This window comes from Bradyrhizobium sp. CCBAU 45321 (genome assembly GCF_028128975.1).
GTDB classification, from domain to species: Bacteria; Pseudomonadota; Alphaproteobacteria; order Rhizobiales; family Xanthobacteraceae; genus Bradyrhizobium; species Bradyrhizobium yuanmingense.
Window position 1 is genome coordinate 505130 of the sequence record NZ_LFKZ01000017.1, and the last position, 25383, is coordinate 530512.

The following is a 25383-nucleotide window of genomic DNA, read 5'->3' on the forward strand; positions in this document are numbered from 1 at the left end:
CCTCTCGAACTTTCCACGACTGGCCTGAGCAAACGACGGATAGACCACCGCCGTGGCTCACCCCGCCCCGCTCGCTCCGGACGATGCTGCGCATCGCCGGTGCGATCGACCCTCCCCCTCCAGGGGAGGGTGGCAGATCGCCTGCCGCGGGAGTTTGCACAATCAGCATTAATCCGCCTTCACATAGTCCTTCGCGATGATCGCTTCCGCATCAAAGCCCTTGTCGACGAAGCCCTGCTCCTGCAGCCATTTGATCTGGTTGTCGACGTTCTTCACGTCGAGCTTGCCGTCGGGATCGATATAGGCGCAGTTGCCGACCACCTGCTCGACCGGCAGGTTGGTGTACTTTGCGATGATCTCCAGGAGCGGCCTGGTCTTGTCGTTGATCGGGGCGACACCGTCTTTCATCGCTGTGAGGATGACGTCGTGATATTCGCGGTCGGCTTTCGCGAGCACGCCGAGGAATTTCGTCACCAGCGCCTTGTTGGCCAGCGTCTTCGGCGCGGCGAATACCGCCCCGAGCTGCCAGGGCGTCTCGTCGCCGACCCAGCCTAAGAATTTCGCGCCGCCTTCGTCCATCAGCTTTCGCGCGGTCGAGATCGGCAGCAATGCGGCATCGACGGTCTCGCCCTTGAGCGCAGCGGCGGCATTCGACAGCGATTGCAGCGGCACGATCTTCACGTCCGCGAGCTTGAAGCCGTATTTGTCGGCGAGCAGGCCGAGCGAATAATGGAAGCTCGATCCGACCTGCGTCATCGCCACGCGCTTGCCCGCAAGGTCCTTCGGCGTCTTCAGGCCGCTCACATAGGCATTGTTGCTGGCGAAATAGCCGATCAGGGGATAACCGGGCTTCTCGCGGCTCATGCCGCCGATCACCTTCAGCACCCCCTTGCCGCCGAGATTGTAGAGACCGGCGGTGAAGGCGGTGACGCCGAAATCGACGTCGCCCGAGGTGGTGGCAACCGCAATCGGCTGCGCCGCGTCGAAGAACTTCAGCTCGACCTCCAGGCCGGCCTCACGGAAATAGCCCTTGTCCTGCGCGATGAAGACCGGCGCCGACGAAGACAGGCGGAGCACGCCGATCCTGGCCTTTGGCGGATCCTCGGCCCGTGCCGTGCCCATAGCCATGATCGCCATCAGGCCCGTTACCGCGAGCCGCGCAATCCCGATCATCCCGTTTCCTCCGCTTTGTCTTGCAGTGCGTTACAGGCCTTCGGGCACCGCCTGATCCCGTCCGATGAAGGCGCCCTGTTGTTTCAACGTTTCCTGCAACTTTTCAATGGGGATTTCGCGTGGAATCCGGTTTCCGGACAGCGCCAGCGCCGCGGCGGAACCGGCGGCCTCACCCATCGCGAAGCAAGCACCGGAGACCCGCGCAGCCGATTGGCCCTCGTGGGTCATCGAGGCGCAGCGGCCGGCAACCAGGAGATTGTCGACCCCTTCGGGGACCAGCATCCGGTAAGGCAGCTCGTTATAGCCGCGCGAATCCGGGATCGGTGGGAAGGTGAAGACGACGTCGCCAGGCACATGGGCCTCGATCGGCCAGCCGTTGACGCCGATGGAATCCGCGAACGAGGCACAGCCGAGCACGTCCTCACCGCTGAGCTGGTAGCCACCCCTGATGCGGCGGGTCTCGCGAATGCCGAGCTGTGGCGGCAGGTCGACGATGTAGGACTTCTCAAACCCGGGCACCGCGCTGCGCAGGAATTCGTACGCGGCGAGCGCTTGCTTGCGGCCCTCGATCTCGCCGCGGGTGAGATCGTCGGGCTCGATGCCGTTGATGGCATGGCCGTCCTCGCGCGCCACTTGAGTGAAGTTTACCCGCCATTCGATGCCGGATTTCTGTGGCCGCACGATCGCGCTTTTGCGCGGGAATGTGTGGGTGCCGGCCGCGGAGGCCTTTTCCATCAATTGCGGAATGGTGCGCCAGGCTTCGCCGGCCTTGGCGGGGTCGATGCCGTTGAGACGCAGCATCATCGAGGGGTAGAGCGGATGGCCGTGCGCGTCGCCGATCTCGAACGGCGCGCCGGCCCACACAGCAAGATCGCCGTCGCCGGAGCAGTCGATGAAGATCTCCGCGCGCACCGCCTGCCGGCCGGCCTTGGTCTCGACCAGCATCGCGTCGATGCGGCGCTCCTCGGCCATGACGACGCCGGCGCCGAGCGCGTGGAACAGCATATTCACCTTGTGGCTGGCGAGCAGCTCGTCGGCCGCGATCTTGTAGGCGGCGGTGTCATAGGCCTGGGCAAAAACCTTGCCGAGGATCAGATGCGGCGCATTGAGGCCGTTCAAGCGATCGATCCGCGCCAACAGCTCCGACGCCAGACCCTGCACCAGCCGCCGGTGCTCGCCATGGACATTGCCGTGGAGGCCGCAGAAATTGGTGACGCCGGCCGCAGTGCCCATGCCGCCGAGAAAACCGTAACGTTCGATCAGCAGCGTCTTCCGCCCCGCGCGCGCCGCTGCGGCCGCCGCCACGATGCCGGCCGGGCCGCCGCCGAGCACGACGACTTCATACTCGCCGTAGAGCGGTACTTTGCGCGCTGGTTCGTCGATCGTCGTGGCCCGCATGGCGCGTTCCTTCCCGGAATCTGGTTCGAACTGGATCACGGCTTAGCCGGCGGCTCTCATGCCCGCAAGATCGCGGTTGCTCGCTAACGGTGGACCTGAGACAAGTGCAGGCATGGATTCGATCATCGTCAGATACTGCTTCGCCGCTTCTATCGCCCTCGCGATCTCGGCCGTTCCCGCGGCGGCCGTGGAGCAAAACTGCCGCTTCATCCCCGCCAAGCCCGATCGCGAAGCCTGCTACAAGCGGCAGGAGGAGGAGCTAGCCGCGAAGCGCAAGCCTGCACCTGCGGCCGACGACGGCAAAGCGCTCGAAACCCTCCGCCAATTGCGCCAGGATGATGATGCCGTCTATCGCAGCATCAACAACATCTGCCGCGGCTGCTGACCACGAGCACTGCAATTTGGGCGGTCACAGGACTCTGCTGGCAGCAGCGTGCGAGCCGCGCGACTGGGCGACAAGAGCGCCGATATAGTCTTCGAGTGTCGTCTCGCCGCGTTCGAACGGCTCCGACATGGCAAAGCCGCTGTCGACGCTGACCGCGGTCATTCGCGCATAAGACTCCGCCGCCGCGGCGGAGAAGCCGAGCTTTCCATAAGCCGCGATCCATTGATCGCGCGGGATGACCTCGACCTTCACCTGATGGCCGAGCACGGCCGCGAAGGCATCCGCGACATCCCGCGGCGAATACCGCTCGGGTCCTTCGACATGATGCACGTCCTGATCGCGGGGCAGCTCCAACAAATGGCGCGCGGCCGCCTTGCCAAGATCGGGGGGCGCGACCATTGGGATCTTCATGTCTGCGGGCAGCATGGTCGGCAACATGCCGCACTTTGCCGCATCGAGCAGTTGGTCCCAGTTGCTCATGTAGTAGGCGCCTCGCTGGATGGTCGCTGGTATCGGTTGGGCGGCAAGCGCCTGCTCGAAATGATAGAGAACATTGAGATCGCCGCAGCGCTCTCCCGGCTGGGCGCCATAGGTAGATGCGGCGACGACCTTTTCGAGCCCGGATCCTTCGAGCGCCGCCACGATGCTCCTGACGGTCGCATGCTCCTCACGATCGGTGTCGGTGGAGATGTCGGCGTTCGGATTGAGCAGGAAAGCGCGCTTGCCCGTTCTGAACACCGCGCGCAAGCCGTCGGTGTCGCGCACATCGACAACCGCGGTCTGCGCACCGCGACTGCGCCAATCGGCCTCGTTGTTGTTGCTGTGAAGCACGGCTGTAACCGGTCGCCCCGCATTCAGCAACCTCGACGCGACGGCCGATCCGATACGCCCGTTTGCCCCAACCACAATGAACATCGGCGCGCTCCATAAGGCTGAATCGGGTAAATCTTCTGCCCCGTCCGCAGTTCCGCGCGATACCCCCATAGCCCACTTTTTCGAGCCGCACCTCGTCGCATCCCTCAGCTTTTGTCGGCGCCCCACCTCGCTGCCCGTTTCTCGGCGAATGACGCCAGTCCCTCCGCTGCCTCGGCGCTCTGGCGCTTGAGCGAGTGCAATTGCACGAGCCGGGTGTAAGCGTCATCGTCCACGGCCATGCCGCCGAACGAGCTCTCCAGCGCAAGCCGCTTGGTCTCGGCCGTGGCCTCCGGTCCGTTGGCGAGCAGCTGCTCGACCACCTTGGCGCCTGCGGCCTCGAGATCGGCGAGCGGCACCACCTCGTGGACGAGGCCGATGCGGCGGGCGTCTTCGGCGCCGAAGCGTTCGCCGGTGAGCGCGTAACGGCGGACTTGCCGTACACTAATGGCATCGCAGAGCTGCGGGATGATGATCGCGGCGGTCAGGCCCCAGCGCACCTCGGCGATCGAGAACAGGGCGTTGTCGGCGGCAATCACGACATCGCAGGCCGCGATGACGCCGGTACCCCCTCCGAAACAGCCGCCCTGCACCAACGCGACGGTGGGGATCGGCAACGTGTTGAGCCGCTGCACGGCTTCGAACGTCGCCCGCGAGGCCACCTCGTTTGCCTCGCGCGATTGCGGACGCACACTGTTGATCCATTTGAGGTCGGCACCGGCCTGGAAGTGCTTGCCGTTGCCCCGGAGCACGACGACACGCAAATTGGGCTTGCTGCCGAGGTCGTCCATGGCCGCGAGCACGCCTGAGATCAGCGCGCCGTCATAGGCGTTGTTGACCTCCGGCCGGTTCAACGTGACGGTCGCAACCCCGCGTTCATCGAGGCTCCACAGGACGGGGCTGGCAGTCATCGGCGGTCCTCCGGTTGTTTGCCGCACACTATGGCTGAGCGCGCCTGCCCTGATCCATATCTTTCCGGCGTAGGGTGGCCGCGTCCATCGCATGGCGGCTTGTGTCATGCTGGCTGCGGGCGACACCACGGGATGGATACGGGATATCAATATGCGCATCTGCATTTTCGGCGCAGGCGCCGTCGGCAGCCACATTGCGGTACGGCTGGCGCGCGCCGGCCATGAGGTCAGTTGCGTGATGCGGGGGGCGCATCTGGAGGCAGCCCGCGCGGGTGGCCTCAAGCTGCGCGTCGGCGATTCCGAGGTCGGCGCCAAGGTGAACGCGTCAGGCGACCCGGCTCAGCTCGGCCCGCAGGATGTCGTGATCTCGACCTTGAAGGCGACCGCGCTTCAAGGGCTGGTTTCCAGCATCAAGCCGCTGCTCCAGGACGACACAGCGATCGTGTTCGCTCAAAACGGCATTCCCTGGTGGTACGGCATCGGCCTGCCTCCGCGGCACCCGGCACCGCCGGACATTTCATTCCTCGATCCCGGCGGACGCCTGCGTGCCTGCATCCCGAAGGAGCGGATCGTCGGCGGCGTGATCTTCTCCTCCAACGAGGTGATCGCGCCCGGCGTGGTGCAGAACCTGACCCCGGACCGCAATAGGCTCCTGATCGGCGAGTGCGACGACCGCAATTGCGAGCGCATCACCAGGCTGCGCGGTGTCTTCAACGACGCGCGGCTGGAATCGCCGCCGGTGGCCGAGATCCGCGAGGCGATCTGGTCAAAGCTGCTGACCAACATGTCGCTGTCGGTGCTGTGCCTGCTCACCGGCCAGACCGCGCGCGGCGTGCGCGACGACTCCGCCTTCACGGAGGTGATTCCGCGCATGCTGAACGAGGCCAATGAGATTGCCCAATACTTCATTCCCGAGGTCAAGCGTGCCAGCCGCAGCGGCCCCGCCCCCAACCACAAGCCCTCGCTGCTGCAGGACTACGAACTCGGCCGTGCCATGGAGATCGACGTGCTGGTGAAGGCGCCCCAGGCCTTCGCGCGCACCGCCGGCCTGTCGACGCCGACGCTCGACCTGATCGCCGCCCTCGCGATTCAGAAGGCACGCGACAAGGGGCTTTATTCCGCGTGAGCCTCAGAGCGCATCGATCCAGGCCCCGAGCGTGTCCAGAACCTCGCCGAGCGCCTCGTCATTGGTCCGGCCGGACTTCTTGAGCACCGCAAACGAATGGTCGCCGCCTGCGACCTCATGCAGTGTCGCCTTACGCCCGAGCCGCTCGATGACGGGCTCGAGATGGGCAAGATCGGCAAGCTCATCGCGTGTGCCTTGCAGGAACAGCATGGGAATCGCGATTGCAGCGAGGTGCTCGGCGCGCTCGCTCGACGGCTTCTTGGCAGCATGGAGGGGAAAGCCGAGGAAGGCCAGCCCTTTGACATCGGGGAGCGGCGACTTCGACTGCGCCTGCGAGGTCATGCGGCCTCCGAACGATTTTCCGCCGGCAACGAGCTTCAGCCCGGGGCAGAGCCGCCCCGCCTCCGCGACCGCTGCGCGCACGCTCGCGTGGGCGATTGCGGGCGGGTCAGGACGTCCCTTCTTCGCTTCCATGTAAGGAAAATTGAAGCGGAACGTCGCAATGCCGCGCTGGGCAAGGCCGGCTGCAACCTTCTCCATGAAGGAATGCCGCATATCAGCCCCGGCGCCGTGCGCCAGGACGTAGCAGGCTCGCGCGTGGGTCGGCTGCGTCAGGATCGCCGAGACCGTGCCGATGCGCTCGATGTCGAACTTGAGCTCTGTCGTCTTGCCCGTCATGACCGCCTCGATTTGCATCTAAAGCGCAATGAGATCTGGATGAACGTCATCGCGCTTTAGGTTGTTGTTTGCGCATGATCTTTCCGGAAAACCGCTTCACACTTTTCCGGATCATGCTCTAGCGACGCGTGCCGCTCGCGGGCCAGAGATAGTTCAGGACCTGATCGAGCGTCATCATGATCTCGCGGCGTCCGGCCTCGTTCTTCACAGAGCCGAATTTCTCCTCGAGCGCAAGCTTGGCAAAGCCGTGAACGGTTGACCAGGCCGCCGCAGCCGCCGTCTTCGCCTCCTTCGCGGTGCCGCCGGTCAGCTCGGCGACGACGACCTCGAACGCATGGCCGGCGGCCCTGCTCGCCTGCTTCAGGCGCGCATCGTCGGCAACCAGCCGCTTGTTGGCAAACATCATCTGAAAACGGCCGGGATGCCTCAACGCAAAATCGACATAGGCAAGCCCCTGGGCATGGAGCTTGTCGCGGACGCCCTGCTTGCCGGACGCCGCCTCGCGCAAGGCGCCGGCAAGCGCGTCGTAGCCGCGGATCGCCACTTCGGTGAGAAGGCCCTGGGCGTTGCCGAAATGATGCGACGGCGCGGCCGGCGAAACGCCGGCGCGGCGTGCGGCTTCGCGCAGCGTGAAGGCTTCCGCACCCTGCTCGGCGAGAATGGCTTCGCTCGCGGCGATCAGCGCCTCCTGCAATTCGCCGTGATGGTATCCGACCTCCGGCTTTGGCCGGGTCGGAGCAGTGCTGCGCTTGGCGGCGGGGGCCCGTTTCTTCATGTAACTTGACACTGTTCAGATTGCAGCATATCTATCTTAACACTGTTCAGATTGAGCGGACCGGAGTTCGAAATGACCGAAATACAGAATATCACCGCGAGCAATCCCGTAAAGCGGCGTCATCTGGTCGGGAGCGCGGCCCTCGGCATGCTCGCAGGTGCCGTCGGCGGCCTCGCCGGCGGCGTGGCGCTCGGCCAGGGCGCGGCGCTGCCGCAGCAGAAGCCGAGCGGCAAGCAAAGGTTCGCGGGCAAGGTCGTCATCGTCACGGGCGGCACCTCGGGAATCGGGCGGGCCGCAACGCTGATGTTCGCCGCCGAGGGCGGCCGGGTCGCCTTTTGCGGGCGCAACGCCGACCGTGGCAAGCAGGTGGAGACCGAGGTGCGCGCGTCCGGCGGCGAGGCCGTCTTCATTCGCGCCGACCTGCGCCACGAATCCGAGGTGAAGGCGCTGGTCGACACGACGATCGCGCGCTACGGACGGCTCGACGTCGCCTTCAACAATGCCGGCATCTCCATCGAGAAGCCGCTGCATGAATTTAGCGCGGCCGAATTCGACGACGTGATCGGCACGGATCTGCGCGGCGTGTTCCTGTCAATGAAGTACCAAATCCCGCACATGCTGGAGAAAGGCGGATCGATCGTCGTCACCTCCTCGTCGAACGCCATTGCGACCTCGGCCAAGCGCTCGGCCTATTCGGCGGCCAAGCGCGGACTGGTCGGCCTGGTTCAGGCCGCGGCACTCGACTACGCAAAGCATGGCATCCGCATCAACACGTTGATCCCCGGCACCACGGATACCCCGATGATCCGCCGGCTCGCCGGGATGGAGGGCCTGCCCGATGCGGCCTGGCACGTCGGCATCGCGCAATGGGCTAAATCCAACGTCCCGGGGTTGCAGCGCCTGGCGACGCCCGAGGAGATCGCGGCTTTTGCGCTGGTGCTCGCCTCAGACGATCATCCCTACACGACCGGCGGCCAGTTCGTGATCGACGGAGGCAAGACGGCTCATGGCTAGATCGGACGCAGCCTGAAAACACAATTCATGGCGATCCCGTGGGCGTACCTGCCGCCGTCCTCGGCGCGCATGCCGTAACGCGCGGGAGCCGTCAGCTGACCCGCCGCTCCCGCCCCTCCCAGAACGGCCTGCGCAGCTCGCGCTTCAGCACCTTGCCGGCGCCGGACAACGGCAGCGGCGTCTCGGTGATCTCGATGCTGCGCGGACATTTGTAGCCGGCAATCAACGTCTTCGTGAACTCGATCAGCTCGCCGGTCGAAACCTCTACGCCGCTGCGTTTGACCACGACGGCATGGACCTGCTCTCCCCATTGCTCATTGGGAATTCCGATCACGGCGCATTGGAGCACCGACGGATGCTGGGCCAGCGCGTTCTCGACTTCGACCGAGTAAACGTTCTCGCCGCCCGAGATGATCATGTCCTTGACGCGGTCGACGACATAGATGAAGCCGTCTTCGTCCATGTAGCCGCCATCGCCCGTGTGCATCCAGCCGTCGACGACGGCGCGCGCGGTCTCCTCCGGCCGCTCCCAATAGCCCATCATCACGGTGTCGCCGCGCACCACGATCTCGCCGACGGCGCCCGCCGGCAGCGGCTGGTCGTTCTCGTCGACGATCCGCACCTCGCAACCGATCGTGGCGCGGCCGGCGCCGCGATGGCGCCCCTTTTTGCGCCCCTCCCCGACATGCTCGTCGGGGTGCAGCAGCGTCGCGATCGGCGACAATTCGGTCATGCCATAGGCCTGCGTGAAGCGCACATGCGGCAGTGCGCGCGCGGCACGGTCGAGCACCGCCTCGCTGATCGGCGAGGCCCCGTAAATGATGTTCTTCAGGGACGACAGGTCATATTTGCCGATCGCGGGGTGATCGACGAACATCTGGATCATCGTGGGCACCAGCAGCACGTCTGTGACGCGCTCGTTCTGCATCGCAGCCATCACGCCTTCGGGCGTGAAGCCCTGAACGATCACGTTCGAGCCGCCGGAGAGCAGCAGCGAATACATCGCCGCCCCGTTGGCAAGGTGAAACATCGGTGCCGCATGCAGATAGATCGCACTTGCCGGAAACAGGCCTTCGCCGAGTGCGTTGAGCGCATTGGCCATCAGATTCTGATGACCGAGCATCACGCCTTTGGAACGGCCGGTGGTGCCGCCGGTGTAGAAGATGCCGGCGAGATCATCGCCTTTGCGCATGGCGTCGGGCACCGGAGCGCTGCCCGCAACCAGATCCTCATAGCTCTCCATCCCCGCCGGCGCCTCGCCATCGTCGGCATAGATCAGCTTCAGCCCCGGAATGGCGCCGGCGAGCTGCGCACCGACCTGCGCAAAGGCCTTGTCGACCAGCAGAACGGAGGCACGGCAGTCGCGCAGCGCATCCTCGTTTTCCAAAGCGCTCCAGCGGATGTTGAGCGGCACGATCACGCCGCCCGCCCAGCCGGTCGCTAGATAGAGTTCGAGATAGCGGTCGGAATTGAAGGACAGCACCGCAACACGGTCGCCGTTCCCGACGCCGCGCGTGCGCAGGCCGCCGGCCAGCCGTGTAACGCGCTCGCCGAGCTCGCCCCAGCTGCGCCGCCGCTGGCCATAAACGGTCGCCAGCCCATTCGGATTGATCTGCAGCGCCCTGCGCAGTCCGTGCGTGATGTTCATCCCGTTCCTCCTCCCGTGCGTTTCTTCCCTGTTGCTTTGCGTCCTGAGTTGCGCCCTTGCGGCGCCCTCGGCGTCTTCCTTGCCATTTGCAGCCGAACCTCGGCCGCCAGGCCGTCCGTCAGCCGCACCGTGAACTCGTCGGCGATCGCGGTCGGCGACAGGTTGCCCTCCCGCCGATACCAATGGCCGATCCAATTGAGCGAACCCGCGATCGCGAAGGCTGCAAGCTTGGGATCGCAAGGCCTGATCGAACCGTCAGCAATGCCTGCAGTAATGTATCGCCGGAAGGTGGCGTCGATCCGCCTCTTGGCGGCGCGCGCGACGACGGCGTTCCGTTCCGCGAGGTCGCGTAGATCGAACCGCACCAGGCTCGCGCCGAAATCGGTCGCCATCAGTTCGGCATAGGCGCGGACCAGCTTGCGCAGCTTGGCGAGACCCGAACCACCACCGGCGTTGATCTCCGTGATCACGCCGTCGACGAGCTCGGCGCCCATCGACCAGCATTCGAACAGGATCTCGTCCTTGCCCCGGAAGTAGTTGTATAGCGCGGGCTTGGTGATGTTCAGCCGGTCCGCAACCTCGTTCAGCGTTACGCGATGATAGCCCTGCTCCAGGAACAGCTGCACGGCGGCACGCAGCACCGCCTCGCGCTTCTCGTCGCGGGCGCGGCGCCGGCTCTCGAACGGCAGCCAGGGCGAAGGCGATGACGGCGGAGCTGAATCCATGGTCGATCGGTTGACTCTGGTGGAGATCGGACGATATGTTACCCAGGGGTAAGAAAAAGTCCAACGGGTAATTTATTGGGAGGAAGCGATGTCTGACGTCGTCGTCGCCGGGGTCGGCATGATTCCGTTCGCCAAGCCGGGCGCCAGCGCGCCCTATCACGAGATGGGAACGGAAGCGGTCAAGCTCGCGCTCGCCGATGCCGGCCTCGGCTACGAGAAGATCGAGCAGGCCTATGTCGGATACGTCTATGGCGATTCCACCTGCGGGCAGCGCGCGCTCTACCCCGTCGGTATGACCGGCATCCCCATCGTCAACGTCAACAACAATTGCTCGACCGGATCGACCGCGCTGTTCATGGCGCGGCAAATGATCGCAAGCGGGGCGCTGGATTGCGTGCTGGCGGTTGGCTTCGAGCAGATGAAGCCCGGCGCGCTCGGCAGCGTCTACACCGATCGCCCGAGCGCGTTCGAGGACTTCGACGCCGCCGCGGACCGGCTGATCGACGCCCCCGGCATTCCGCTGGCGCTGCGCTATTTCGGCGGCGCCGGGCTCAGCCACATGAAGAAATACGGCACCCCGCTCGACGCCTTCGCCAAGGTGCGCGCCAAGGCGAGCCGTCACGCCAAGAACAATCCACTCGCACTCTTCCGCAAGGAAGTCAGCGCGGACGACGTCATGAACGATCAGGTGATCTGGCCGGGCGTGATGACGCGCCTGATGGCGTGCCCGCCGACCTGCGGCGGCGCCGCCGCCGTGCTGGTCTCCGAGCGGTTTGCCGACAAGCATGGCATCGGCAAAGAAGTACGCATCGCGGCGCAGGCCATGACAACCGACAAGCCCTCGACCTTCAAGGCAGGCGACATGATGCAGCTGGTCGGCTACGACATGGCCAAAGAGGCGGCAGGCCGAGTTTATGAAAGCGCCGGCATCGGGCCTGACGATCTCGATGTCGTCGAACTGCACGACTGCTTCGCCCATAACGAGCTCATCACCTACGAGGCGCTCGGCCTCTGCGGCGAGGGTGAAGCCGGCAAGTTCATCAATGACGGCGACAATACCTATGGCGGCCGGATCGTGACCAATCCGTCCGGCGGATTGCTGTCCAAGGGACATCCGCTCGGCGCCACCGGGCTTGCGCAGTGCTACGAGCTGACGCGGCAGCTGCGCGGCACGGCAGGCTCCACGCAAGTCGAGGGTGCGAAGGTCGCGCTCCAGCACAATCTGGGCCTCGGCGGCGCCTGCGTCGTCACGCTCTACAAGCGGCACTGATATCGGCCATGGTCGACCAGTCCGCCGTAGGGCGCAGCTTCACGCCGGTCACCGCGCGCGTAGAGCCCGGCCGTCTCCGCTACTTCCTCAACACGCTGGGTGAACAGAATCCGGTCTACTGCAATGCGGATGCCGCGCGAGCGGCTGGATTCGCTGGCACCCCAGTGCCGCCGACCTATCTGTTCTGCCTGGAGATGATGGACGTCGACGACCCATTCGAGATGTTCAGCACGCTCGGCATTGATCTCGCCCGCGTGCTGCATGGCGAGCAGAGCTTCGCCTATCATGCGCCGGTTCTGGTCGGCGACACCCTGACGTTTCGGCCGCGCGTAACCAGCGTAACGGACAAGAAGGGTGGCGCGATGACGCTGATCGGCATCCGATGCGAGGTGACCAACCAGGACGGCGTGCATGTCGCCGATACCGCGCGGACCATCGTCGTCCGCAACGAGGTGACGTCATGACGGCGTCCGGAGACATCAAGGCCGGCGACCGCATCGTCCACAAGGTCTTTCCGCCGATCACCCGCCACACGCTCGCGCTCTATTGCGGCGCATCGGGCGACCACAACCCGATTCACGTCGACATCGACTTCGCCAAGGCGGCCGGATTTCCGGATGTGTTCGTCCACGGCATGCTGGTGATGGCCTGTCTCGGGCAGGCGCTGACGGATGTGGTGCCGCCCTCGAAGCTCCGCACCTTTACGACCCGGTTCGTCTCGATAACTCAGCTCGGCGCCAAGCTCACTTGCGAAGGCACCGTGACCGAGCTCTTCGCCGAGGATGGCGAGGATCGCGCAAGGCTCGCGCTCGCCACCAGGGACGATCGCGGCGAGCTCAAGCTCGAAGGCAGCGCCGTCGTCGCGCTCTGACAGCAAGAGGACTCATCCAGATGACAAAACTGCAGGGAAAGGTCGCGCTCGTCACCGGCTCGGGCCGCGGCATCGGGCGCGCGATCGCGCTCAAGCTCGCGCGCGAAGGCGCCAGGGTGGTCGTCAACGATCTCGATGCCGAGCCTGGCAATGCCGTGGTGGCGGAGATCAAGGCGATGGGCGGCGACGCCACTGCCGTGAACGGCAGCGTCTCGGAAGCGGGTTTCGCCGATCGCTTCGTCGGCGCCGCGCTGGACAAGTTCGGCGGGCTCGACATCATCGTCAACAATGCCGGCTACACCTGGGACTCCACCATCCAGAAGATGACCGACGAGCAGTTCCAAGCCATGCTCGACGTCCACCTCGTCGCGCCGTTCCGGATCCTGCGCGCGGCCGCCGAGCCGATCCGCGTCTTTGCCCGGAAGGAAGCCGAGGAAGGGCGCGAGGTGTTCCGCAAGGTCGTCAACATCTCCTCCATCGCGGGCCTCTACGGCAATGCCGGGCAGGCCAGCTATTCCTCGGCCAAGGCCTCGCTGATCGGCTTGACCCGAACCATGTGTAAGGAGTGGGGCCGCTACAAGGTCAACGTCAATTGCGTCGCCTTCGGCCTCATCAACACCCGCCTGACCCAGCCGATCGAGGCGCAGCAGAAGACCATTGACGTCGCCGGCCGGGACATCAAGGTCGGCGTGCAGCCGCACATGCTGGAAGCCATGTCGCGCATGATCCCGCTCGGCCGCGGCGGTACGCCGGAAGAGGCGGCCGACGCCGTCTATCTGTTCTGCAGCCCGGAATCCAACTATATCAGCGGCCAGGTGGTCGTCGCCGGCGGCGGCCTGATTGTCTGAGAGCGAGGCGCTGATGCATTATCGATCCTCCTGGATGACCGAAGAGCTCGACGTCTTCCGCGACCAGTTCCGCAAATATCTCGCCAAGGACCTGGCGCCCCATGCCGAGAAATGGCGCGAGCAGAAAATGGTCGACCGCTTCGCCTGGCGCGGGCTAGGCGAGATGGGCGCGCTGCTGGCGAGCGTGCCGGAGGAATATGGCGGCCTGGGCGCGACCTTCGCCTATGACGCCGCCGTGCTCGATGATCTCGAGAGCACGGTGCCGGAGCTGACCACCGGCGTCTCCGTGCACAGCGCCATCGTCGCGCATTACATTCTCAACTACGGCTCGGAGGAGCAGAAGAAACGCTGGCTGCCGAAGATGGCGTCCGGCGAGATGGTCGGCGCAATCGCCATGACCGAGCCGGGCACCGGGTCGGACCTGCAAGCCGTGAAAACCACGGCGAAGAAGCAGGGCAATTCCTACGTCATCAATGGCCAGAAGACCTTCATCACGAATGGCCAGGCCGCCGATCTCGTCATCGTGGTCGCGCGCACGGGCGAGGCTGGTGCCAAGGGCATTTCGCTGATCGTGGTCGAGACCGCGGGCGCGGACGGCTACAAGCGCGGGCGCAACCTCGACAAGATCGGCCTGCATGCCTCCGACACCTCGGAGCTGTTCTTCGACAACGTGACGGTGCCGCCGGAAAACCTGCTCGGCAAGGAGGAGGGCCAGGGTTTTGTCCAGTTGATGCAGCAATTGCCGCAGGAACGCCTTGCGCTCGCGGTCGGCGCCGTCGCCTCGATGGAGCGCGCGGTCAAGCTCACCACCGACTACACCAAGGAGCGGAAGGCATTCGGCAAGCCGCTGATGGATTTCCAGAACACCGCCTTCACGCTGGCCGAGCGCAAGACCGAGGCGATGATCGCGCGCGTCTTCGTCGACTGGTGCATCGAGCGCCTGATCGCCAAAGACCTCGACACCGTGACGGCCTCGATGGCGAAATATTGGTGCTCGGAGAAGCAGGTCGAGACCGCCGACGAATGCCTGCAGCTGTTCGGCGGCTACGGCTACATGCAGGAATACCCGATCTCGCGCATCTTCATCGATTCCCGCATCCAGAAGATCTATGGCGGCACCAACGAGATCATGAAGCTCCTGATCGCCAGATCCTTGTAGATCAGGTCGCTGTCGATCACCGCGCGCGCCAGTCGCGCGGCCGGCAGCCGAAGCGCTGCTTGAAGCGGCGGGTGAAGTGGGACAGGTCCGAGAAGCCCCAATCAAAGGCGATCGAGCCGATCGCCTGGCCCGCCTTCGCGGGATCGCTCAGGTCGCGCGCCGCGCCGTCCAACCTGCGGTCCATGACGTAGTCCGAGAATGTGGTACCCGCGCGCTCAAACAATTTGTGCACGTAGCGCTCGCTGATACCGATGGCACGTGCGACGTCCGCAACCGCGAGGCGCTGCTCGGAGAGGCGTTCATGCACGGCGCGGCGGAGCGCGAGCGCGGTCGCATCGGCAAAGCTGGCGGCTTCGGCCGTCTGCGCACGCGAGCGGCGCGACAGGCTCAGCGCAACGAGGTCGAGCAGCACGCCGAACAGCCTGACGGCTTCGCCTTCGGTCATCCGCAGCGCGCCGGCATTCAGAGACCGCGCGGTCTCGACGATGAGATGGCCGACGAAGGGATCGTCGGACACGCGCTCCACCTTGAAGTCGAACGACGGTGGCAGCCGATCACGCAGCTCGCGCGAAGGCACCCAGAAGGATGCAACCTGCAGCGTCGGGCCGCGATCATGCAGCAAGGTCACTTCCCGGTCGCTGTCGCAGATGCCGACCTGGCCGCGCGACAGGCTGACGTCACAGCCGCCCTGGACCATGCGGCAGCGGCCGGCGAGCTTGAAGTTCAGATAGAAGCAGCTTTCGGTCGACGCAGCGATATCCGCGCGCGAGCGAAGCACGGTGTGCTCGGGAAAGACCACGCGGTTGATGGCACCGCTGCCGATCTTGATCGCCTCGACCTTGGCCGGAAACCGCGAGGTGGTCGCCGATTCCGGCGTCAGGTTCATGAAGGCCTGGCAGATCGCTTCGCGATAGTAGGAGAACTGCTCCTCGGGCCGCGTCTCGCCGGTGTCCCAGACCAGATGACGGGGCCGGCTTTCGGAATTGAGCTGCTCCATCAGTTCGCTCCAGGACCAATCCGGTTCAGCGTCAGACAAGCGCGCAACGCGCCCAGCGGTTCAGTATGGCGGCAACAACGACGTCGACCGGTGTTCAGCCGGCAAATCCAGACAAGGTCATCGCCGCGCCGATCTAAGCAGTCTTCCAAGGGAGCCGCAATATGTCGACCTACGTTCTCGTCCATGGCGCCTGGCACACAGGTGCCGAGCTCGAGCCGGTCGCCGCGCCGATCCGCGCCGCCGGCCATCAGGTCCATACCCCCACCATCAAGGGCAACCGTCCGGGCGATGCCAAGACGACCGGGTTGAAGGAAGCGATCCAATCGATCGCCGACTACCTCGCCGAGAACGATCTGAAGGACGTCGTCCTGCTCGGCCATTCCTATGGCGGCATGGTCATCACCGGCGTTGCCGATCTCGCGCCCGAGCGCATCCGCCGCCTGGTCTATTGGAATGCCTTCGTGCCCAACGACGGCGAATGCCTCAACGACATGGTGCCGCCGCACTATATCGGGCTGTTCGACGCCATCGCGGCCGAGCGCGGCGACGGCTCGGTGGTGCTGCCGTTCCCGGTCTGGCGCGAGGCCTTCATCAACGATGCCGATCTGGAGACGGCGCAGCGCGCCTACGAGGTTCTCAATCCGCATCCGCTGGCGACCTTCACCGACAAGATCACGCTGAAGACCAATCCGGCCGAGATGCCGCTGGCCAAATCCTACATCAACTGCACCGAAGACGTCGCGCTGCCGCACAGCCATGGCTGGCATCCGCGCCTGTCGGAGAAGCTCGGCCTGTTTCGCCTGGTGCAGGTCGCGGGAAGCCACGAGCTGTGCTTCTCGGACCCCGCGCGGCTCGCCAAGGCGATCATGGAGGCGGGACGCGATTGACGAAACGTCCCTCGACGGCGCTCCCGGTCCATGAGCGCCGTCAATTCGGATGCCACCAACGCCCGCCGATAACGACGCCTTCGGACGCGATCTTGCGATCGCCGATCAGGTGCTCGCCGACGACGTCCTCGTAGTCGAACTGGCCCTGCCGCACCGAGATCAACGTGGCGTCGCCGACGCTGCCCGGCTTGAGGCTGCCGAGCTCGGGACGCCGCAGCGCCATCGCCGCGTTCACCGTCGATGCCGCGATCACATCCGACAGCTCCATGCCCATGCACAGGAACTTCGACATGGTCGTGACCTGGTCATAGGCCGGGCCGTCGATGCAGAGCTGATGGATGTCGGAGGAGATGGTGTCGGGATAGAAGCCGTTGGCGAGCATGGCGCGCGCGGTCTTGAACGCGAACGAGCCCTTGCCGTGGCCGATATCGAACAGCACGCCGCGCTCGCGCGCCTCGAGCACCGCCTTCTTCACCGTGCCTTGCGCCGTCGCCGGGGTGTTCGGGAATGGACGGAAGGCATGGGTCAACACGTCGCCGGGCCGCAGGCGGGCCAGCACCTCCTCGTAGCTCGGCGGCGGATGATCGATATGCGCCATCAGCGGCATGCCGACCTCGTTGGCGACTTCGAGCGCGATGTCGAGCGGCACCGCGCCCGAAGTGCCCGAGGAATGCAGGCCCACGCGCACCTTGATGCCGACGATGAGATCGCGGTTCGCGTCGGCCACCTCGGCGGCTTCGATCGGATTCATCAGCCGCAGCTCCTCGCTCTCACCGACCATGATCCGGTGCGAGAAGCCGAAGATGCCGGCATGCGAGACGTGGAGATAAGCGAGGATGCGGACCTGGCTCGGCTCGATCACATGCTTGCGGAAGCCGGCGAAATTGCCGGGTCCGGCGCTGCCGGTATCGACCGCCGTGGTGACGCCGGAGAGCCGGCAGAATTCCTCGGCATCGATGCCGAGCGAGGTGCCGCCCCAATAGACATGGGTGTGCAGATCGATCAGTCCGGGCGTCACGATGTATTTCGAGACGTCGCGCACATCCGTGCCCGGATCCGCCTTGAGCGCGCTGCCGACCGCGGCCACCTTGCCGCCGGCAAAGGCGACATCGGTCACGGCGTCGAGCTTCTGGGACGGGTCGACCACACGGCCGCCGCGCAGGATCAAGTCGAAAGGCATCAGGGTCTCCAGATAAGCAAGCATGGACCGGCCAGAAAGTACCCTTTCAGCCTGGCCGCCTTTGCTAGCAATTTTCGCACCAGCGACGCAAATCAGCTGCTGCCGGTGCCCGGTGGACCCTATCTAGTGAACGTATTCGCGACTCTCCGGGAGCGAAGGATGTAAATGATCCAGACCACGGCGCTGATCGCAGTGACGAATGTCTGTCCGATCTGTAGAGGTTCGATGATGAAGAACTCGCTGAAAGGTCGGTTCAGCGCTGCGGAGAAGAACGACGCGACGCAGAGAAGGTCGACGAAAGGCATGAGCACCGCGCAGATCATTTGCAGGATGAAGAAGGCCGGAAATTTTCGGGAATGACTGAACAGGAGCACCGCTGTCCAGATCGCGAGCCCGATCAGCGCAACGTTCATCGCAGTCTCGCTCCAAAACACGGCCGAGAATTGCATCCAAAGGTCGGCGCGGATCGACTGCACATATTGCGCAGTACTGACGACCAGCCGCACGATGCCGATCATTTGGCCGAACGCCAGAAGCCCGAGCCAGCCGCTGATGCCGGTCATCTCTGGCTGGACGTCCTTGAATGAAGCGGCGTCTTCTGCGGGAGCGGCCGCCTCGCGAATGACCTCAAGCGGCGGCGATGCTGGGCTTGGCGGCGGCGATTGAAGGAGCTGCTGCGTGATCTCGTGCACCTCCCCGGCCGGCTTCCAATTCTCGAAGCCGTGCCGCCAGACCAGCACACGCCGAGGATCGGCGATACTAGCGAGGAGCGGAAGGAGTTCAGAAATCGAAAACGGGCCGCGCCGCTGCCCGCCCTCAGCGTAGTACCATGAGTCCGCCATGCAAAGGCCCCTGCACCCGCCGTGTTTTAGCCGGCTGTCGGCACACGTCACAGTGGAATAACGCTTGGGGGAATACCGGCGTTGCGTGCCCTTGGCGAGGCGCAAACGCGCGGAAAATGGCGATCCCGGGAAGACTCGAACTTCCGACCTACGGTTTAGGAAACCGCCGCTCTATCCGGCTGAGCTACGGGACCGCGGAACCCGTGGGTGCGGGCTCGGCCCCCTCATAGCAGAGCAAAATGCGGTTCGCCAGCCGTCAGGCGGGCGAGATCCATCGTCAACCTGAACGGGGCGGCTATACTTCCAGGCCCCTCCCAACGGAGCAGCTCACATGATCGAAAGCATCAGCGCCATCACGCTCGGCACGCATGACATGGGGCGCTCCGTGCACTTCTACCGGTCGCTGGGGTTCGAGCTCTTGTATGGTGGAGAAGCCGCCGCATTCACGAGCTTTCGCGTCGGCCCCGGTTATCTCAACCTGACGGCACAGCCGGACGACAAGCGCTGGTCCTGGTGGGGCCGCGTCATCTTCCATGTCGCCGATGTCGACGCAACCTATGAGCAGGCGCGCGCTGCGGGATGGCAGCCGTCGACCACGCCCCGTGATGCCGAATGGGGTGAGCGCTACTTCCATCTCACCGACCCCGACGGCCATGAGCTTAGTTTCGCACGTCCCCTTCGTCGGGCATGACGGGGGGCCTCACGCCCTGATATTATTATCCTTCACCACCTTGCCCCAAATGGCGACCTGCTTGTCGAAGAAGGTCTTGAAGGCGGCGCCGTCCTGGAGCAGCAGCGTCATGTGTTGCGTCTCCTTCAGCTGGGCGGCGGTCGCGGGCTCGCTCAGGATCTCCTTGGACGCCGCCGCGAAGGCTGCAACGACGTCCGGCGGCGTGCCCGCGGGCGCGAAGATGCCCCACCAGGCCAGCGTCTCGAAGTCCGGGTAGCCGGCCTCGATCGCGGTCTGAGTATCAGGCAGGGCCGGCAGCCGCTCGCGGCCGAGCTGCAGGATCGGACGCAGCATGTTGGTGCCGAGCTGGGCGGCGACCAGCGCCGCCGATCCCGCGATGAGATCGACATGGCCGCCGAGCACGTCGTTCATGGCCGGCCCGCCGCCGCGATAAGGCACGTGCATGATCTCGACGCCGGCCTTGCTGCCGAGCACGGTCATGGCGAGATGGCCGAGCGTGCCGATGCCGACCGAGGCGTATTTCACCGCGCCGGGGCTCGCCTTGCAGGCGGCGACCACGTCGGCGAAGGTCTTGTAGGGGCGGCCGGCGCCGGCCGCGATCACGTAAGGCGCGGTGCCGATCAGCAGCACCGGTATCAGCTCGCGCTCGACATCGACCGGCGGCTTGTCGAGGATCGACGGGATCACCGCGTGGGAATCGAACGTCACCAGGAAGGTCGAGCCGTCGGCCGGGCTCTTGGCTACCTGCGCCGCGCCGAGCGCACCGGCCGCGCCCGATTTGTTCTCGACCACCACGATGCGCCCAAGCTTGGTCTGCAGGTTCGTCTGCAGCAGCCGCGCCATGGCGTCGGTCGATCCGCCCGGCGGGAACGGCACCACCAGCGTGATCTTGCCGGCCTGCGCCATCGCCGGCGTCAATGCGAGAATAGCCGGCGCGGCCAGCAGCGCCCGTCGTGTGATCGTCATGGTCCCCTCCCTTTATGTGTAGCGCTTTGCTTTTTTGCTTTTGAGCGCTAGGTCGTGCCGAAGCCTGACCCTGCTTTTCTGTATTCTGGCCGAGGCGGACTGAAGATGTCCAGTACGCGGGCGCCATCGGGGCCGGCGCGCATGGTGTGCGGCACGTTCCCGGGGGTGCGCCAGAAATCGCCCTTCTTCACCGGGATTTCCTCGTCGCCCTGGACGCGGATGGCGGAGCCGTCGAGCAGCACGCCCCACTGCTCCTCGGGGTGATGATGCAGCGTGCCTTGCGCATGCGGGGCCAGCGTCACCACCGACAGCATCGCCTGCTCGCCGGAGAAGATGCGCGTGGTCACGCCGGCGGCAAGCTCGCGGAAGAGTCCGTCGCTGGCATCATCGAGATTGTGAAATTCTTCCTTCTGGCTCACGCCATCCTCCCTTCACGCTCCTCTGATCAGGACTTGCCGTAGGCGCCCTGGTAACGGCCCTCGCGGATCGCCTTCAGCGTCTCCTCCTCGCGCGCGACCTGGACGCGCACCGCTTCCAACAGGGCGGCCGCGCCGGCAGCGGGAAACGACACCACGCCGTCCTCGTCGCCGACGACGATGTCGCCGGGCGCAATCACGCTGCCGCCGATCGTCACCGGCACGTTGATCTCGCCGGGGCCGTTCTTGTAGGGACCGCGATGGATCACTGCGCGGGCGTAGCAGGGGAAGTCGTCGGCCCCGAATGCTGCGACGTCGCGGATCGCGCCGTCGATGACATAGCCTTCGGCTTTGCGCGATTGCGCGATGTTCTTCATGATCTCACCGATCAGCGCGCGCGTCTCGTCGCCGCCGCCGTCGACCACGATGACGTCGCCGGGCCCGACCAGATCCAGCGCGCGGTGGATCGCGAGATTGTCGCCGGGACGGGTGCGCACGGTGAAGGCCGTGCCCACCAGCTTGCCGCCGCGATGATAGGGCCTCAGCCCCACTGCACCGGGCAGCCGGGCGAGATTGTCCGAGATCACCGAGGTCGGCGCGTCCCTGAACCCCTCGATGATATCGGCCGGCGGCTTCGGCACGCTGCTCGCTGCGATGGTGATGGTCATGTCAATCCTTCCTTGCTTGTCTCATTCGGCATGGGCCTGCGCCTTCGATGGCAAGATCCGGAAGGCGCGCCCCTCCTTCATCCACGCCGCACGCTCGTCGCGCAACAGGGTGCGGCGAACTTTTCCGGAATCGTCGCGCGGTGGGGCGCCGACGAATTCGAAGCTTTCGGGATGCTTATAGCGGCTGAGCCGGTCCTTGAGAAAATCCGCCATGCTGTCGGCAATGGCCTGCCCGTCGGCATCGGGCTCCGGCTCGATGATGGCATGCACACGCTGGCCCAATTCCGGATCGGGCAAGCCAACCACGACGCAGGAGCGCACGCCAGGAGCCTCGGACACCGCGGCCTCGACCTCGGCCGGATAGATGTTGGCGCCGCCGCGCAGCACCATGTCGGCGAGGCGGTCGCCGAGATAGAGGTAGCCTTCGGCGTCCAGCCGGCCGATATCGCCCAGCGATTCCCAGCCGTCGGCGCGACGCTTCGGCTCGGCGCCGAGATAATGGTAGGTGGCGTCCTTGCCGTCATTGTTGAGGAAATAGATCTCGCCGGTCTCGCCCGGCGCGACGTCGTTGCCGTCCTCGCCGATGATGCGAAGCTTCGCCATGTCGCCGATCTTGCCAACCGAGCCCTTGTGCGTCAGCCATTCAGTGCCGGAGATGATGCAGGCGCCCTGCCGCTCGGTGCCGCCATAGAGCTCCCAAATCCGCTCGGGTCCGAGCCAGCCGATCCAGTTCTCCTTCAGCCACGGCGGCATCGGCGCAGCCATGTGGAAGACCGTCTGCAGGCTCGACAGATCGTAAGAGTTGCGCACGCTCGCAGGCAGCGCCCAGATCCGGTGCATCATGGTCGGCACGAAATTGACCCATTGCACGCGCTCGCGTTCGATCTGCCGCAGCGTCTCCTCGGCGTCGAACTTGGTCAGGCCCGTGAGCTTGCCGCCGACGAACAGCGCATAATGCGACACGATGAACGGCGCGTTGTGGTAGAGCGGACCGGGATTGAGCAGCGATACGCCGAAGGGAATATTGAGCGGCGGCGCAGCCGCGGTATCGGTCACGGCCGGCTGGTGATCGAGGATCACCTTGGGTCGGCCGGTCGAGCCGCCTGAGGTCATCGCCTTCCAATATCGCGCCACCGGCGGCGCCAGCGGCCCATCCGAAAATCCTTCCGGCATGAAGTCGGCGGGCAACCGGTTGGGCGCATTCCAGTCGGCCTCGCCGCCGACCACCAGCGCAGGCTTGAGAATATCGAGCACGGCGGCGGCTTCGCCGCGCGGCAGCCGCCAGGACAGCGAGGTCGGCGTCGCGCCGCATTTCCACACAGCAAAGGAGGTCTCGAAGAACGCGTTGCCGTTCGGCAATCCGATCGCGACGAAATCGCCGGGCTTGACGCCCTTGGCCATGAATGCCCGCGCGCGGCGGTTGGCGCCGCGCTCGAGCTCGTCCCAGGTCAGCGTGTCCTGCCCGTGACGGATCGCAATCGTGCCGTGTGGTTTGCGTTCCGCGTACCAGCGCGGCACATCGGAGAGCGGCAGCAACATCAAGCGTTTCCATTTCGTGTTCTTGGCGTCGCCATGGAGGTGAGGCGCTCGCAGTTGAAGTGTATCAGCCTCGCGGCAGGGCGCTGTGACTCTCACGCCACGTCAAGCACAAAATGTCAGCATTGCAGCCATGAATTTCCCGGGTTCCATGGGTGACAAGCCGGCAAGAAAGGGGCAAAAATCCGGCTCGACTCAGTTCGGGTTGCGCCTTGCAGGGAATGCTCTCTTAGAATGTCGGCCGTGGTCACATCGCATCGCGCGGCGTTGCTTCTCGTTGCCGCAGCAGGATTTTTCCTGCTGGCGCAGGGGCGTGCCGAGGCGCAATGGTGGAAACGCGCACCTGTCGATTTCGAGGAATGCGCCGACGTCGCCGAGAAGGCCGCGACCAAGGCGGAGAAAACGGCGGCCCTTGCCGATTGCAACGCCAAGTTTGCCGGCCGCCGCAAGCCGGGTGGCGGCTATTCCTATTACGATTTCCTCCAGGATCGCACCTTCGACATCGCCGGTCCCAATCCGACGCCGGAGGAGCAGAAGAAGATCGACGAAGCCTATACGGCCTATCTCGCCAACCAGCGCCGCAGCAACGAAGCGGCCCAGGCTATCGCCCGGCAGCAGCGCGAACAGCAGGAGCAACAGTTGCAGCAGCTGCAGCAGGTCGCGCTGCGGACCGAAGTCGCGCGCGTGCCGGTGCCGGTCGAGCGGCCGAAGGTGCAGCAAGCCGCGGGCGCGAAGCCGAAGGCTGCACCTTGCGCCAAGGGCTCGTTCTCCTGCGAATGGCCGCGGCTGTCGGAGAGCTTGAACGACCTGAAGAAGCTGTTCAACCCGACCCCGAGCAAGCCCGCGAAGAAGGGGTGAATCGGCACCCGTCATTGCGAGATGACGTAGGGTGGGCAAAGGCGCAAGGCGCCGTGCCCACCATTCATTCGCGATTGAGAGAATTGGTGGGCACGCTTCGCTTTGCCCACCCTACGAGAGCGTCGCGCCTTAGTTCGTGTGCTTCTTCTTGCCGCGCTTCGATTTGACCTTCGGCACATCCACCGGCGCTGTTACCATCGGCGAAGCACCCAACTGCGACCGGCTCTCCTGCAATCGCCTGTCATATCCAGGTGAGTTCATCACCGTCGGCGGCCTCGCATAGGCGAGCGTCGATGTGCCGCAGAAGGCGGTCAGCGCGAGCCCGATCACAAGACCACATTTCATCGCGCTCCTCCTTTCGGGCGCTACCCCCGAATCTGCTGCGGCGTCATACGGAGCGGACCGTTGCCTGCCGCCTCGGCTTCCTTGATCAGCGCAACAATGCGGCGCATCAGCGGCACGGCAACATGGTTCCGCTCGGCGAGCGCGATGACCGCGCCTTGCAGATAGTCGATCTCGGTCTTGCGGCCCTGCTTCAGATCCTGCCACATCGAGGAGCGCGCCTCGGGATCGATCTTCATGGTCCGGCCCAGGATTGCACCGAAGATCGCATCCGGCAGCCGCAGCAGGGTTGGAGACCAGCTCATCGGGATCGGCGTCGACGACACCGGCACGATGTGGGCGGCCTTCAGCACGGCCAGCCCTTCGGCCATCTGGTCGGCGAACAGCCTGCGCCAGTCGCGGCTGGCCAGTTGCGCGGCAAGCGGCATGTCCGACAGCGCGCTGAGCGCGTTGTTGAGGTTGATGATCAGCTTGCCCCATTGCACGCCGGTGATGTCGCCGCTCGCGCGCATCGTGAGGCCGGCGACCGAGAGCTTCCCGGCCGTGTTCTCCGCATCCTCGCCAACATGAATGTCGCCGGAGGTCGAGCGGTGGAAGCGGCCCTCGCCCATCGCGATCACGTTGAACGGCACCATGCCGGCCAGCACGGACCGGCCGCCCAGCCGCTCGCGCAGCACAGCGACATTGCCGACGCCGTTCTGAAGCGAGACGATGACGGCATCCTCAGGCGCATGCTGCGCGATCTGCTCGGCGACAGCAGCGGTATCGGCGCTTTTCACCGTCACCAGCACGATGCCGGCGCTGTGGAAGATCGAGGGATCCTCCGACAGCGCCAGTTGACCCGCGCCGAGCTTGTTCTCGGAGCCGTCGAAATCAGTCAGAAGCAAGCCGAACCGCTCGATCTCGGTCTTTACCCGCGGCCGCACCAGGAGCGCGACGCGGCGGCCGCTGGCGGCCAGCATGCCGCCGACGAAACAGCCGATGGCGCCGGCGCCGGCCACAACGATCGGTCGATCCGCAATCACCGAGCTCACTCCCTGAATGACCGGCCTTCGATAGCAGAGCCGAGCCCGACAACCAATCGCGGCGCATCCGACTTGTAACGGT

General features: G+C 65.1%; 28 protein-coding genes, 1 tRNA gene and 1 pseudogene. 11 read left to right on the forward strand and 19 right to left on the reverse strand.

The features are described 5' to 3' along the window. Positions 1-168 precede the first annotated feature (168 nt). Together ACM43_RS08375 and ACM43_RS08380 are read right to left on the reverse strand one after the other, a co-directional pair. Positions 169-1173 carry an ABC transporter substrate-binding protein gene (locus ACM43_RS08375; protein WP_271539649.1) on the reverse strand — a complete coding sequence of 335 codons (1005 nt, stop codon included), beginning with the start codon at positions 1171-1173 and terminating at the stop codon, positions 169-171. A 30-nt stretch (positions 1174-1203) separates the two neighbouring features. Further along, positions 1204-2571: an FAD-dependent oxidoreductase gene (locus ACM43_RS08380; protein ID WP_271539651.1), complete on the reverse strand. Its 1368-nt coding sequence runs from the start codon at positions 2569-2571 to the stop codon at positions 1204-1206. Positions 2572-2683: 112 nt separating this feature from the next. Here ACM43_RS08380 and ACM43_RS08385 point away from each other — a divergent pair, with 112 nt between their 5' ends. Continuing rightward, on the forward strand, positions 2684-2956 hold the full coding sequence (locus ACM43_RS08385) for a hypothetical protein (protein ID WP_271539653.1): 273 nt from the start codon (positions 2684-2686) through the stop codon (positions 2954-2956). 24 nt (positions 2957-2980) lie between these two features. Here ACM43_RS08385 and ACM43_RS08390 read toward each other — a convergent pair whose 3' ends face one another. Next, positions 2981-3871, reverse strand: a complete 891-nt coding sequence (locus tag ACM43_RS08390) for an NmrA family NAD(P)-binding protein (RefSeq protein WP_271539654.1) — start codon at positions 3869-3871, stop codon at positions 2981-2983. A gap of 104 nt (positions 3872-3975) precedes the next feature. Beyond that, positions 3976-4779: an enoyl-CoA hydratase-related protein gene (locus tag ACM43_RS08395; RefSeq protein WP_271539656.1), complete on the reverse strand. Its 804-nt coding sequence runs from the start codon at positions 4777-4779 to the stop codon at positions 3976-3978. A gap of 151 nt (positions 4780-4930) precedes the next feature. Between ACM43_RS08395 and ACM43_RS08400 the strand changes: the two genes are divergently transcribed. Further along, positions 4931-5905 (forward strand): ketopantoate reductase family protein, encoded by a 975-nt coding sequence (locus ACM43_RS08400; protein WP_271539658.1) that lies wholly within the window; start codon positions 4931-4933, stop codon positions 5903-5905. Positions 5906-5908: 3 nt separating this feature from the next. Here ACM43_RS08400 and ACM43_RS08405 read toward each other — a convergent pair whose 3' ends face one another. Both ACM43_RS08405 and ACM43_RS08410 read right to left on the reverse strand, forming a co-directional pair. Continuing rightward, positions 5909-6583, reverse strand: coding sequence for an alpha/beta hydrolase family protein (locus ACM43_RS08405; protein WP_271539659.1), 675 nt, complete (start codon positions 6581-6583; stop codon positions 5909-5911). A 118-nt stretch (positions 6584-6701) separates the two neighbouring features. Further along, a complete protein-coding gene (locus ACM43_RS08410) occupies positions 6702-7358 on the reverse strand; it encodes a TetR/AcrR family transcriptional regulator (RefSeq protein ID WP_271539661.1) in 657 nt (218 codons plus the stop codon). 72 nt (positions 7359-7430) lie between these two features. Here ACM43_RS08410 and ACM43_RS08415 point away from each other — a divergent pair, with 72 nt between their 5' ends. Further along, positions 7431-8372 (forward strand): SDR family NAD(P)-dependent oxidoreductase, encoded by a 942-nt coding sequence (locus tag ACM43_RS08415; RefSeq protein ID WP_271539663.1) that lies wholly within the window; start codon positions 7431-7433, stop codon positions 8370-8372. A gap of 91 nt (positions 8373-8463) precedes the next feature. Here the strand turns inward: ACM43_RS08415 and ACM43_RS08420 are convergent, their stop codons facing one another. Beyond that, positions 8464-10020: an acyl-CoA synthetase gene (locus tag ACM43_RS08420; protein ID WP_271539665.1), complete on the reverse strand. Its 1557-nt coding sequence runs from the start codon at positions 10018-10020 to the stop codon at positions 8464-8466. Continuing rightward, on the reverse strand, positions 10017-10745 hold the full coding sequence (locus ACM43_RS08425; protein WP_271539667.1) for a TetR/AcrR family transcriptional regulator: 729 nt from the start codon (positions 10743-10745) through the stop codon (positions 10017-10019). The genes ACM43_RS08420 and ACM43_RS08425 overlap by 4 nt, the downstream gene beginning before the upstream one ends. Positions 10746-10833: 88 nt before the next feature. On the opposite strand from ACM43_RS08425, the gene ACM43_RS08430 reads away from it, so the two are divergent. Genes ACM43_RS08430 through ACM43_RS08450 form a run of 5 tightly spaced genes read left to right on the forward strand, consistent with a single transcriptional unit; the run spans position 10834 to position 14893 of the window. Then, complete coding sequence (locus ACM43_RS08430; protein ID WP_271539669.1) at positions 10834-12015, forward strand: lipid-transfer protein; 1182 nt, start codon at positions 10834-10836, stop codon at positions 12013-12015. Between the two features lie 8 nt (positions 12016-12023). Beyond that, positions 12024-12479: a MaoC family dehydratase N-terminal domain-containing protein gene (locus tag ACM43_RS08435; protein ID WP_271539671.1), complete on the forward strand. Its 456-nt coding sequence runs from the start codon at positions 12024-12026 to the stop codon at positions 12477-12479. After that, positions 12476-12886 (forward strand): MaoC family dehydratase, encoded by a 411-nt coding sequence (locus ACM43_RS08440; RefSeq protein ID WP_271539673.1) that lies wholly within the window; start codon positions 12476-12478, stop codon positions 12884-12886. Before ACM43_RS08435 ends, ACM43_RS08440 begins: the two co-directional genes overlap by 4 nt. 20 nt (positions 12887-12906) lie before the next feature. Continuing rightward, the gene (locus ACM43_RS08445; RefSeq protein ID WP_157285803.1) at positions 12907-13734 is read left to right on the forward strand and encodes an SDR family NAD(P)-dependent oxidoreductase; all 828 of its coding nucleotides are present in this window, start codon (positions 12907-12909) and stop codon (positions 13732-13734) included. Positions 13735-13747: 13 nt separating this feature from the next. Further along, positions 13748-14893, forward strand: a complete 1146-nt coding sequence (locus tag ACM43_RS08450; protein ID WP_157285802.1) for an acyl-CoA dehydrogenase family protein — start codon at positions 13748-13750, stop codon at positions 14891-14893. A 16-nt stretch (positions 14894-14909) separates the two neighbouring features. Here the strand turns inward: ACM43_RS08450 and ACM43_RS08455 are convergent, their stop codons facing one another. Next, complete coding sequence (locus ACM43_RS08455) at positions 14910-15890, reverse strand: helix-turn-helix domain-containing protein (protein ID WP_157285801.1); 981 nt, start codon at positions 15888-15890, stop codon at positions 14910-14912. Positions 15891-16051: 161 nt separating this feature from the next. On the opposite strand from ACM43_RS08455, the gene ACM43_RS08460 reads away from it, so the two are divergent. Further along, on the forward strand, positions 16052-16777 hold the full coding sequence (locus tag ACM43_RS08460) for an alpha/beta fold hydrolase (RefSeq protein ID WP_271539678.1): 726 nt from the start codon (positions 16052-16054) through the stop codon (positions 16775-16777). Positions 16778-16817: 40 nt separating this feature from the next. Here ACM43_RS08460 and ACM43_RS08465 read toward each other — a convergent pair whose 3' ends face one another. The 4 genes and pseudogenes from ACM43_RS08465 to ACM43_RS08480 form a co-directional block, all read right to left on the reverse strand. Further along, positions 16818-17957 (reverse strand): amidohydrolase/deacetylase family metallohydrolase, encoded by a 1140-nt coding sequence (locus ACM43_RS08465; protein WP_271539680.1) that lies wholly within the window; start codon positions 17955-17957, stop codon positions 16818-16820. A gap of 119 nt (positions 17958-18076) precedes the next feature. Then, positions 18077-18649 (reverse strand): DUF2569 family protein, encoded by a 573-nt coding sequence (locus ACM43_RS08470; protein ID WP_271539825.1) that lies wholly within the window; start codon positions 18647-18649, stop codon positions 18077-18079. A gap of 3 nt (positions 18650-18652) precedes the next feature. Then, positions 18653-18799 (reverse strand): annotated as a pseudogene (locus tag ACM43_RS08475) (DUF4339 domain-containing protein); the annotation flags it as partial. 117 nt (positions 18800-18916) lie between these two features. Further along, positions 18917-18993: transfer RNA gene (locus ACM43_RS08480), tRNA-Arg, on the reverse strand. A 137-nt stretch (positions 18994-19130) separates the two neighbouring features. On the opposite strand from ACM43_RS08480, the gene ACM43_RS08485 reads away from it, so the two are divergent. Next, positions 19131-19490 carry a VOC family protein gene (locus ACM43_RS08485; protein ID WP_271539683.1) on the forward strand — a complete coding sequence of 120 codons (360 nt, stop codon included), beginning with the start codon at positions 19131-19133 and terminating at the stop codon, positions 19488-19490. A 9-nt stretch (positions 19491-19499) separates the two neighbouring features. Here the strand turns inward: ACM43_RS08485 and ACM43_RS08490 are convergent, their stop codons facing one another. From ACM43_RS08490 to ACM43_RS08505, 4 genes are read right to left on the reverse strand one after another with little or no spacing between them, the layout of a single operon-like run. Next, positions 19500-20456, reverse strand: coding sequence for a tripartite tricarboxylate transporter substrate-binding protein (locus tag ACM43_RS08490; RefSeq protein ID WP_271539685.1), 957 nt, complete (start codon positions 20454-20456; stop codon positions 19500-19502). A 47-nt stretch (positions 20457-20503) separates the two neighbouring features. Beyond that, complete coding sequence (locus ACM43_RS08495; protein ID WP_036042482.1) at positions 20504-20875, reverse strand: cupin domain-containing protein; 372 nt, start codon at positions 20873-20875, stop codon at positions 20504-20506. 26 nt (positions 20876-20901) lie between these two features. Continuing rightward, on the reverse strand, positions 20902-21540 hold the full coding sequence (locus ACM43_RS08500; RefSeq protein WP_271539687.1) for an RraA family protein: 639 nt from the start codon (positions 21538-21540) through the stop codon (positions 20902-20904). A 21-nt stretch (positions 21541-21561) separates the two neighbouring features. Next, positions 21562-23079, reverse strand: a complete 1518-nt coding sequence (locus ACM43_RS08505) for an AMP-binding protein (protein WP_271539688.1) — start codon at positions 23077-23079, stop codon at positions 21562-21564. 231 nt (positions 23080-23310) lie between these two features. On the opposite strand from ACM43_RS08505, the gene ACM43_RS08510 reads away from it, so the two are divergent. Then, on the forward strand, positions 23311-23934 hold the full coding sequence (locus ACM43_RS08510; protein ID WP_271539689.1) for a hypothetical protein: 624 nt from the start codon (positions 23311-23313) through the stop codon (positions 23932-23934). A gap of 129 nt (positions 23935-24063) precedes the next feature. On the opposite strand, the gene ACM43_RS08515 is transcribed toward ACM43_RS08510, so the two are convergent. Next, positions 24064-24279: a hypothetical protein gene (locus tag ACM43_RS08515; protein WP_157285793.1), complete on the reverse strand. Its 216-nt coding sequence runs from the start codon at positions 24277-24279 to the stop codon at positions 24064-24066. Between the two features lie 20 nt (positions 24280-24299). Next, the gene (locus tag ACM43_RS08520) at positions 24300-25301 is read right to left on the reverse strand and encodes a 2-dehydropantoate 2-reductase (RefSeq protein ID WP_271539690.1); all 1002 of its coding nucleotides are present in this window, start codon (positions 25299-25301) and stop codon (positions 24300-24302) included. Between the last annotated feature and the right edge of the window lie 82 nt (positions 25302-25383).

Coding starts and splice junctions, on each gene's coding strand:
- ACM43_RS08385 (WP_271539653.1), top strand. CDS start 2,684: ATGGATTCGATCATCGTCAGATACTGCTTCGCCGCTTCTATCGCCCTC.
- ACM43_RS08375 (WP_271539649.1), bottom strand. CDS start 1,173: ATGATCGGGATTGCGCGGCTCGCGGTAACGGGCCTGATGGCGATCATG.
- ACM43_RS08500 (WP_271539687.1), bottom strand. CDS start 21,540: ATGACCATCACCATCGCAGCGAGCAGCGTGCCGAAGCCGCCGGCCGAT.
- ACM43_RS08400 (WP_271539658.1), top strand. CDS start 4,931: ATGCGCATCTGCATTTTCGGCGCAGGCGCCGTCGGCAGCCACATTGCG.
- ACM43_RS08485 (WP_271539683.1), top strand. CDS start 19,131: ATGATCGAAAGCATCAGCGCCATCACGCTCGGCACGCATGACATGGGG.
- ACM43_RS08430 (WP_271539669.1), top strand. CDS start 10,834: ATGTCTGACGTCGTCGTCGCCGGGGTCGGCATGATTCCGTTCGCCAAG.
- ACM43_RS08435 (WP_271539671.1), top strand. CDS start 12,024: ATGGTCGACCAGTCCGCCGTAGGGCGCAGCTTCACGCCGGTCACCGCG.
- ACM43_RS08390 (WP_271539654.1), bottom strand. CDS start 3,871: ATGTTCATTGTGGTTGGGGCAAACGGGCGTATCGGATCGGCCGTCGCG.
- ACM43_RS08445 (WP_157285803.1), top strand. CDS start 12,907: ATGACAAAACTGCAGGGAAAGGTCGCGCTCGTCACCGGCTCGGGCCGC.
- ACM43_RS08380 (WP_271539651.1), bottom strand. CDS start 2,571: ATGCGGGCCACGACGATCGACGAACCAGCGCGCAAAGTACCGCTCTAC.
- ACM43_RS08440 (WP_271539673.1), top strand. CDS start 12,476: ATGACGGCGTCCGGAGACATCAAGGCCGGCGACCGCATCGTCCACAAG.
- ACM43_RS08410 (WP_271539661.1), bottom strand. CDS start 7,358: ATGAAGAAACGGGCCCCCGCCGCCAAGCGCAGCACTGCTCCGACCCGG.
- ACM43_RS08450 (WP_157285802.1), top strand. CDS start 13,748: ATGCATTATCGATCCTCCTGGATGACCGAAGAGCTCGACGTCTTCCGC.
- ACM43_RS08415 (WP_271539663.1), top strand. CDS start 7,431: ATGACCGAAATACAGAATATCACCGCGAGCAATCCCGTAAAGCGGCGT.
- ACM43_RS08505 (WP_271539688.1), bottom strand. CDS start 23,079: ATGTTGCTGCCGCTCTCCGATGTGCCGCGCTGGTACGCGGAACGCAAA.
- ACM43_RS08395 (WP_271539656.1), bottom strand. CDS start 4,779: ATGACTGCCAGCCCCGTCCTGTGGAGCCTCGATGAACGCGGGGTTGCG.
- ACM43_RS08460 (WP_271539678.1), top strand. CDS start 16,052: ATGTCGACCTACGTTCTCGTCCATGGCGCCTGGCACACAGGTGCCGAG.
- ACM43_RS08465 (WP_271539680.1), bottom strand. CDS start 17,957: ATGCCTTTCGACTTGATCCTGCGCGGCGGCCGTGTGGTCGACCCGTCC.
- ACM43_RS08405 (WP_271539659.1), bottom strand. CDS start 6,583: ATGACGGGCAAGACGACAGAGCTCAAGTTCGACATCGAGCGCATCGGC.
- ACM43_RS08510 (WP_271539689.1), top strand. CDS start 23,311: ATGTCGGCCGTGGTCACATCGCATCGCGCGGCGTTGCTTCTCGTTGCC.
- ACM43_RS08425 (WP_271539667.1), bottom strand. CDS start 10,745: ATGGATTCAGCTCCGCCGTCATCGCCTTCGCCCTGGCTGCCGTTCGAG.
- ACM43_RS08490 (WP_271539685.1), bottom strand. CDS start 20,456: ATGACGATCACACGACGGGCGCTGCTGGCCGCGCCGGCTATTCTCGCA.
- ACM43_RS08515 (WP_157285793.1), bottom strand. CDS start 24,279: ATGAAATGTGGTCTTGTGATCGGGCTCGCGCTGACCGCCTTCTGCGGC.
- ACM43_RS08455 (WP_157285801.1), bottom strand. CDS start 15,890: ATGGAGCAGCTCAATTCCGAAAGCCGGCCCCGTCATCTGGTCTGGGAC.
- ACM43_RS08420 (WP_271539665.1), bottom strand. CDS start 10,020: ATGAACATCACGCACGGACTGCGCAGGGCGCTGCAGATCAATCCGAAT.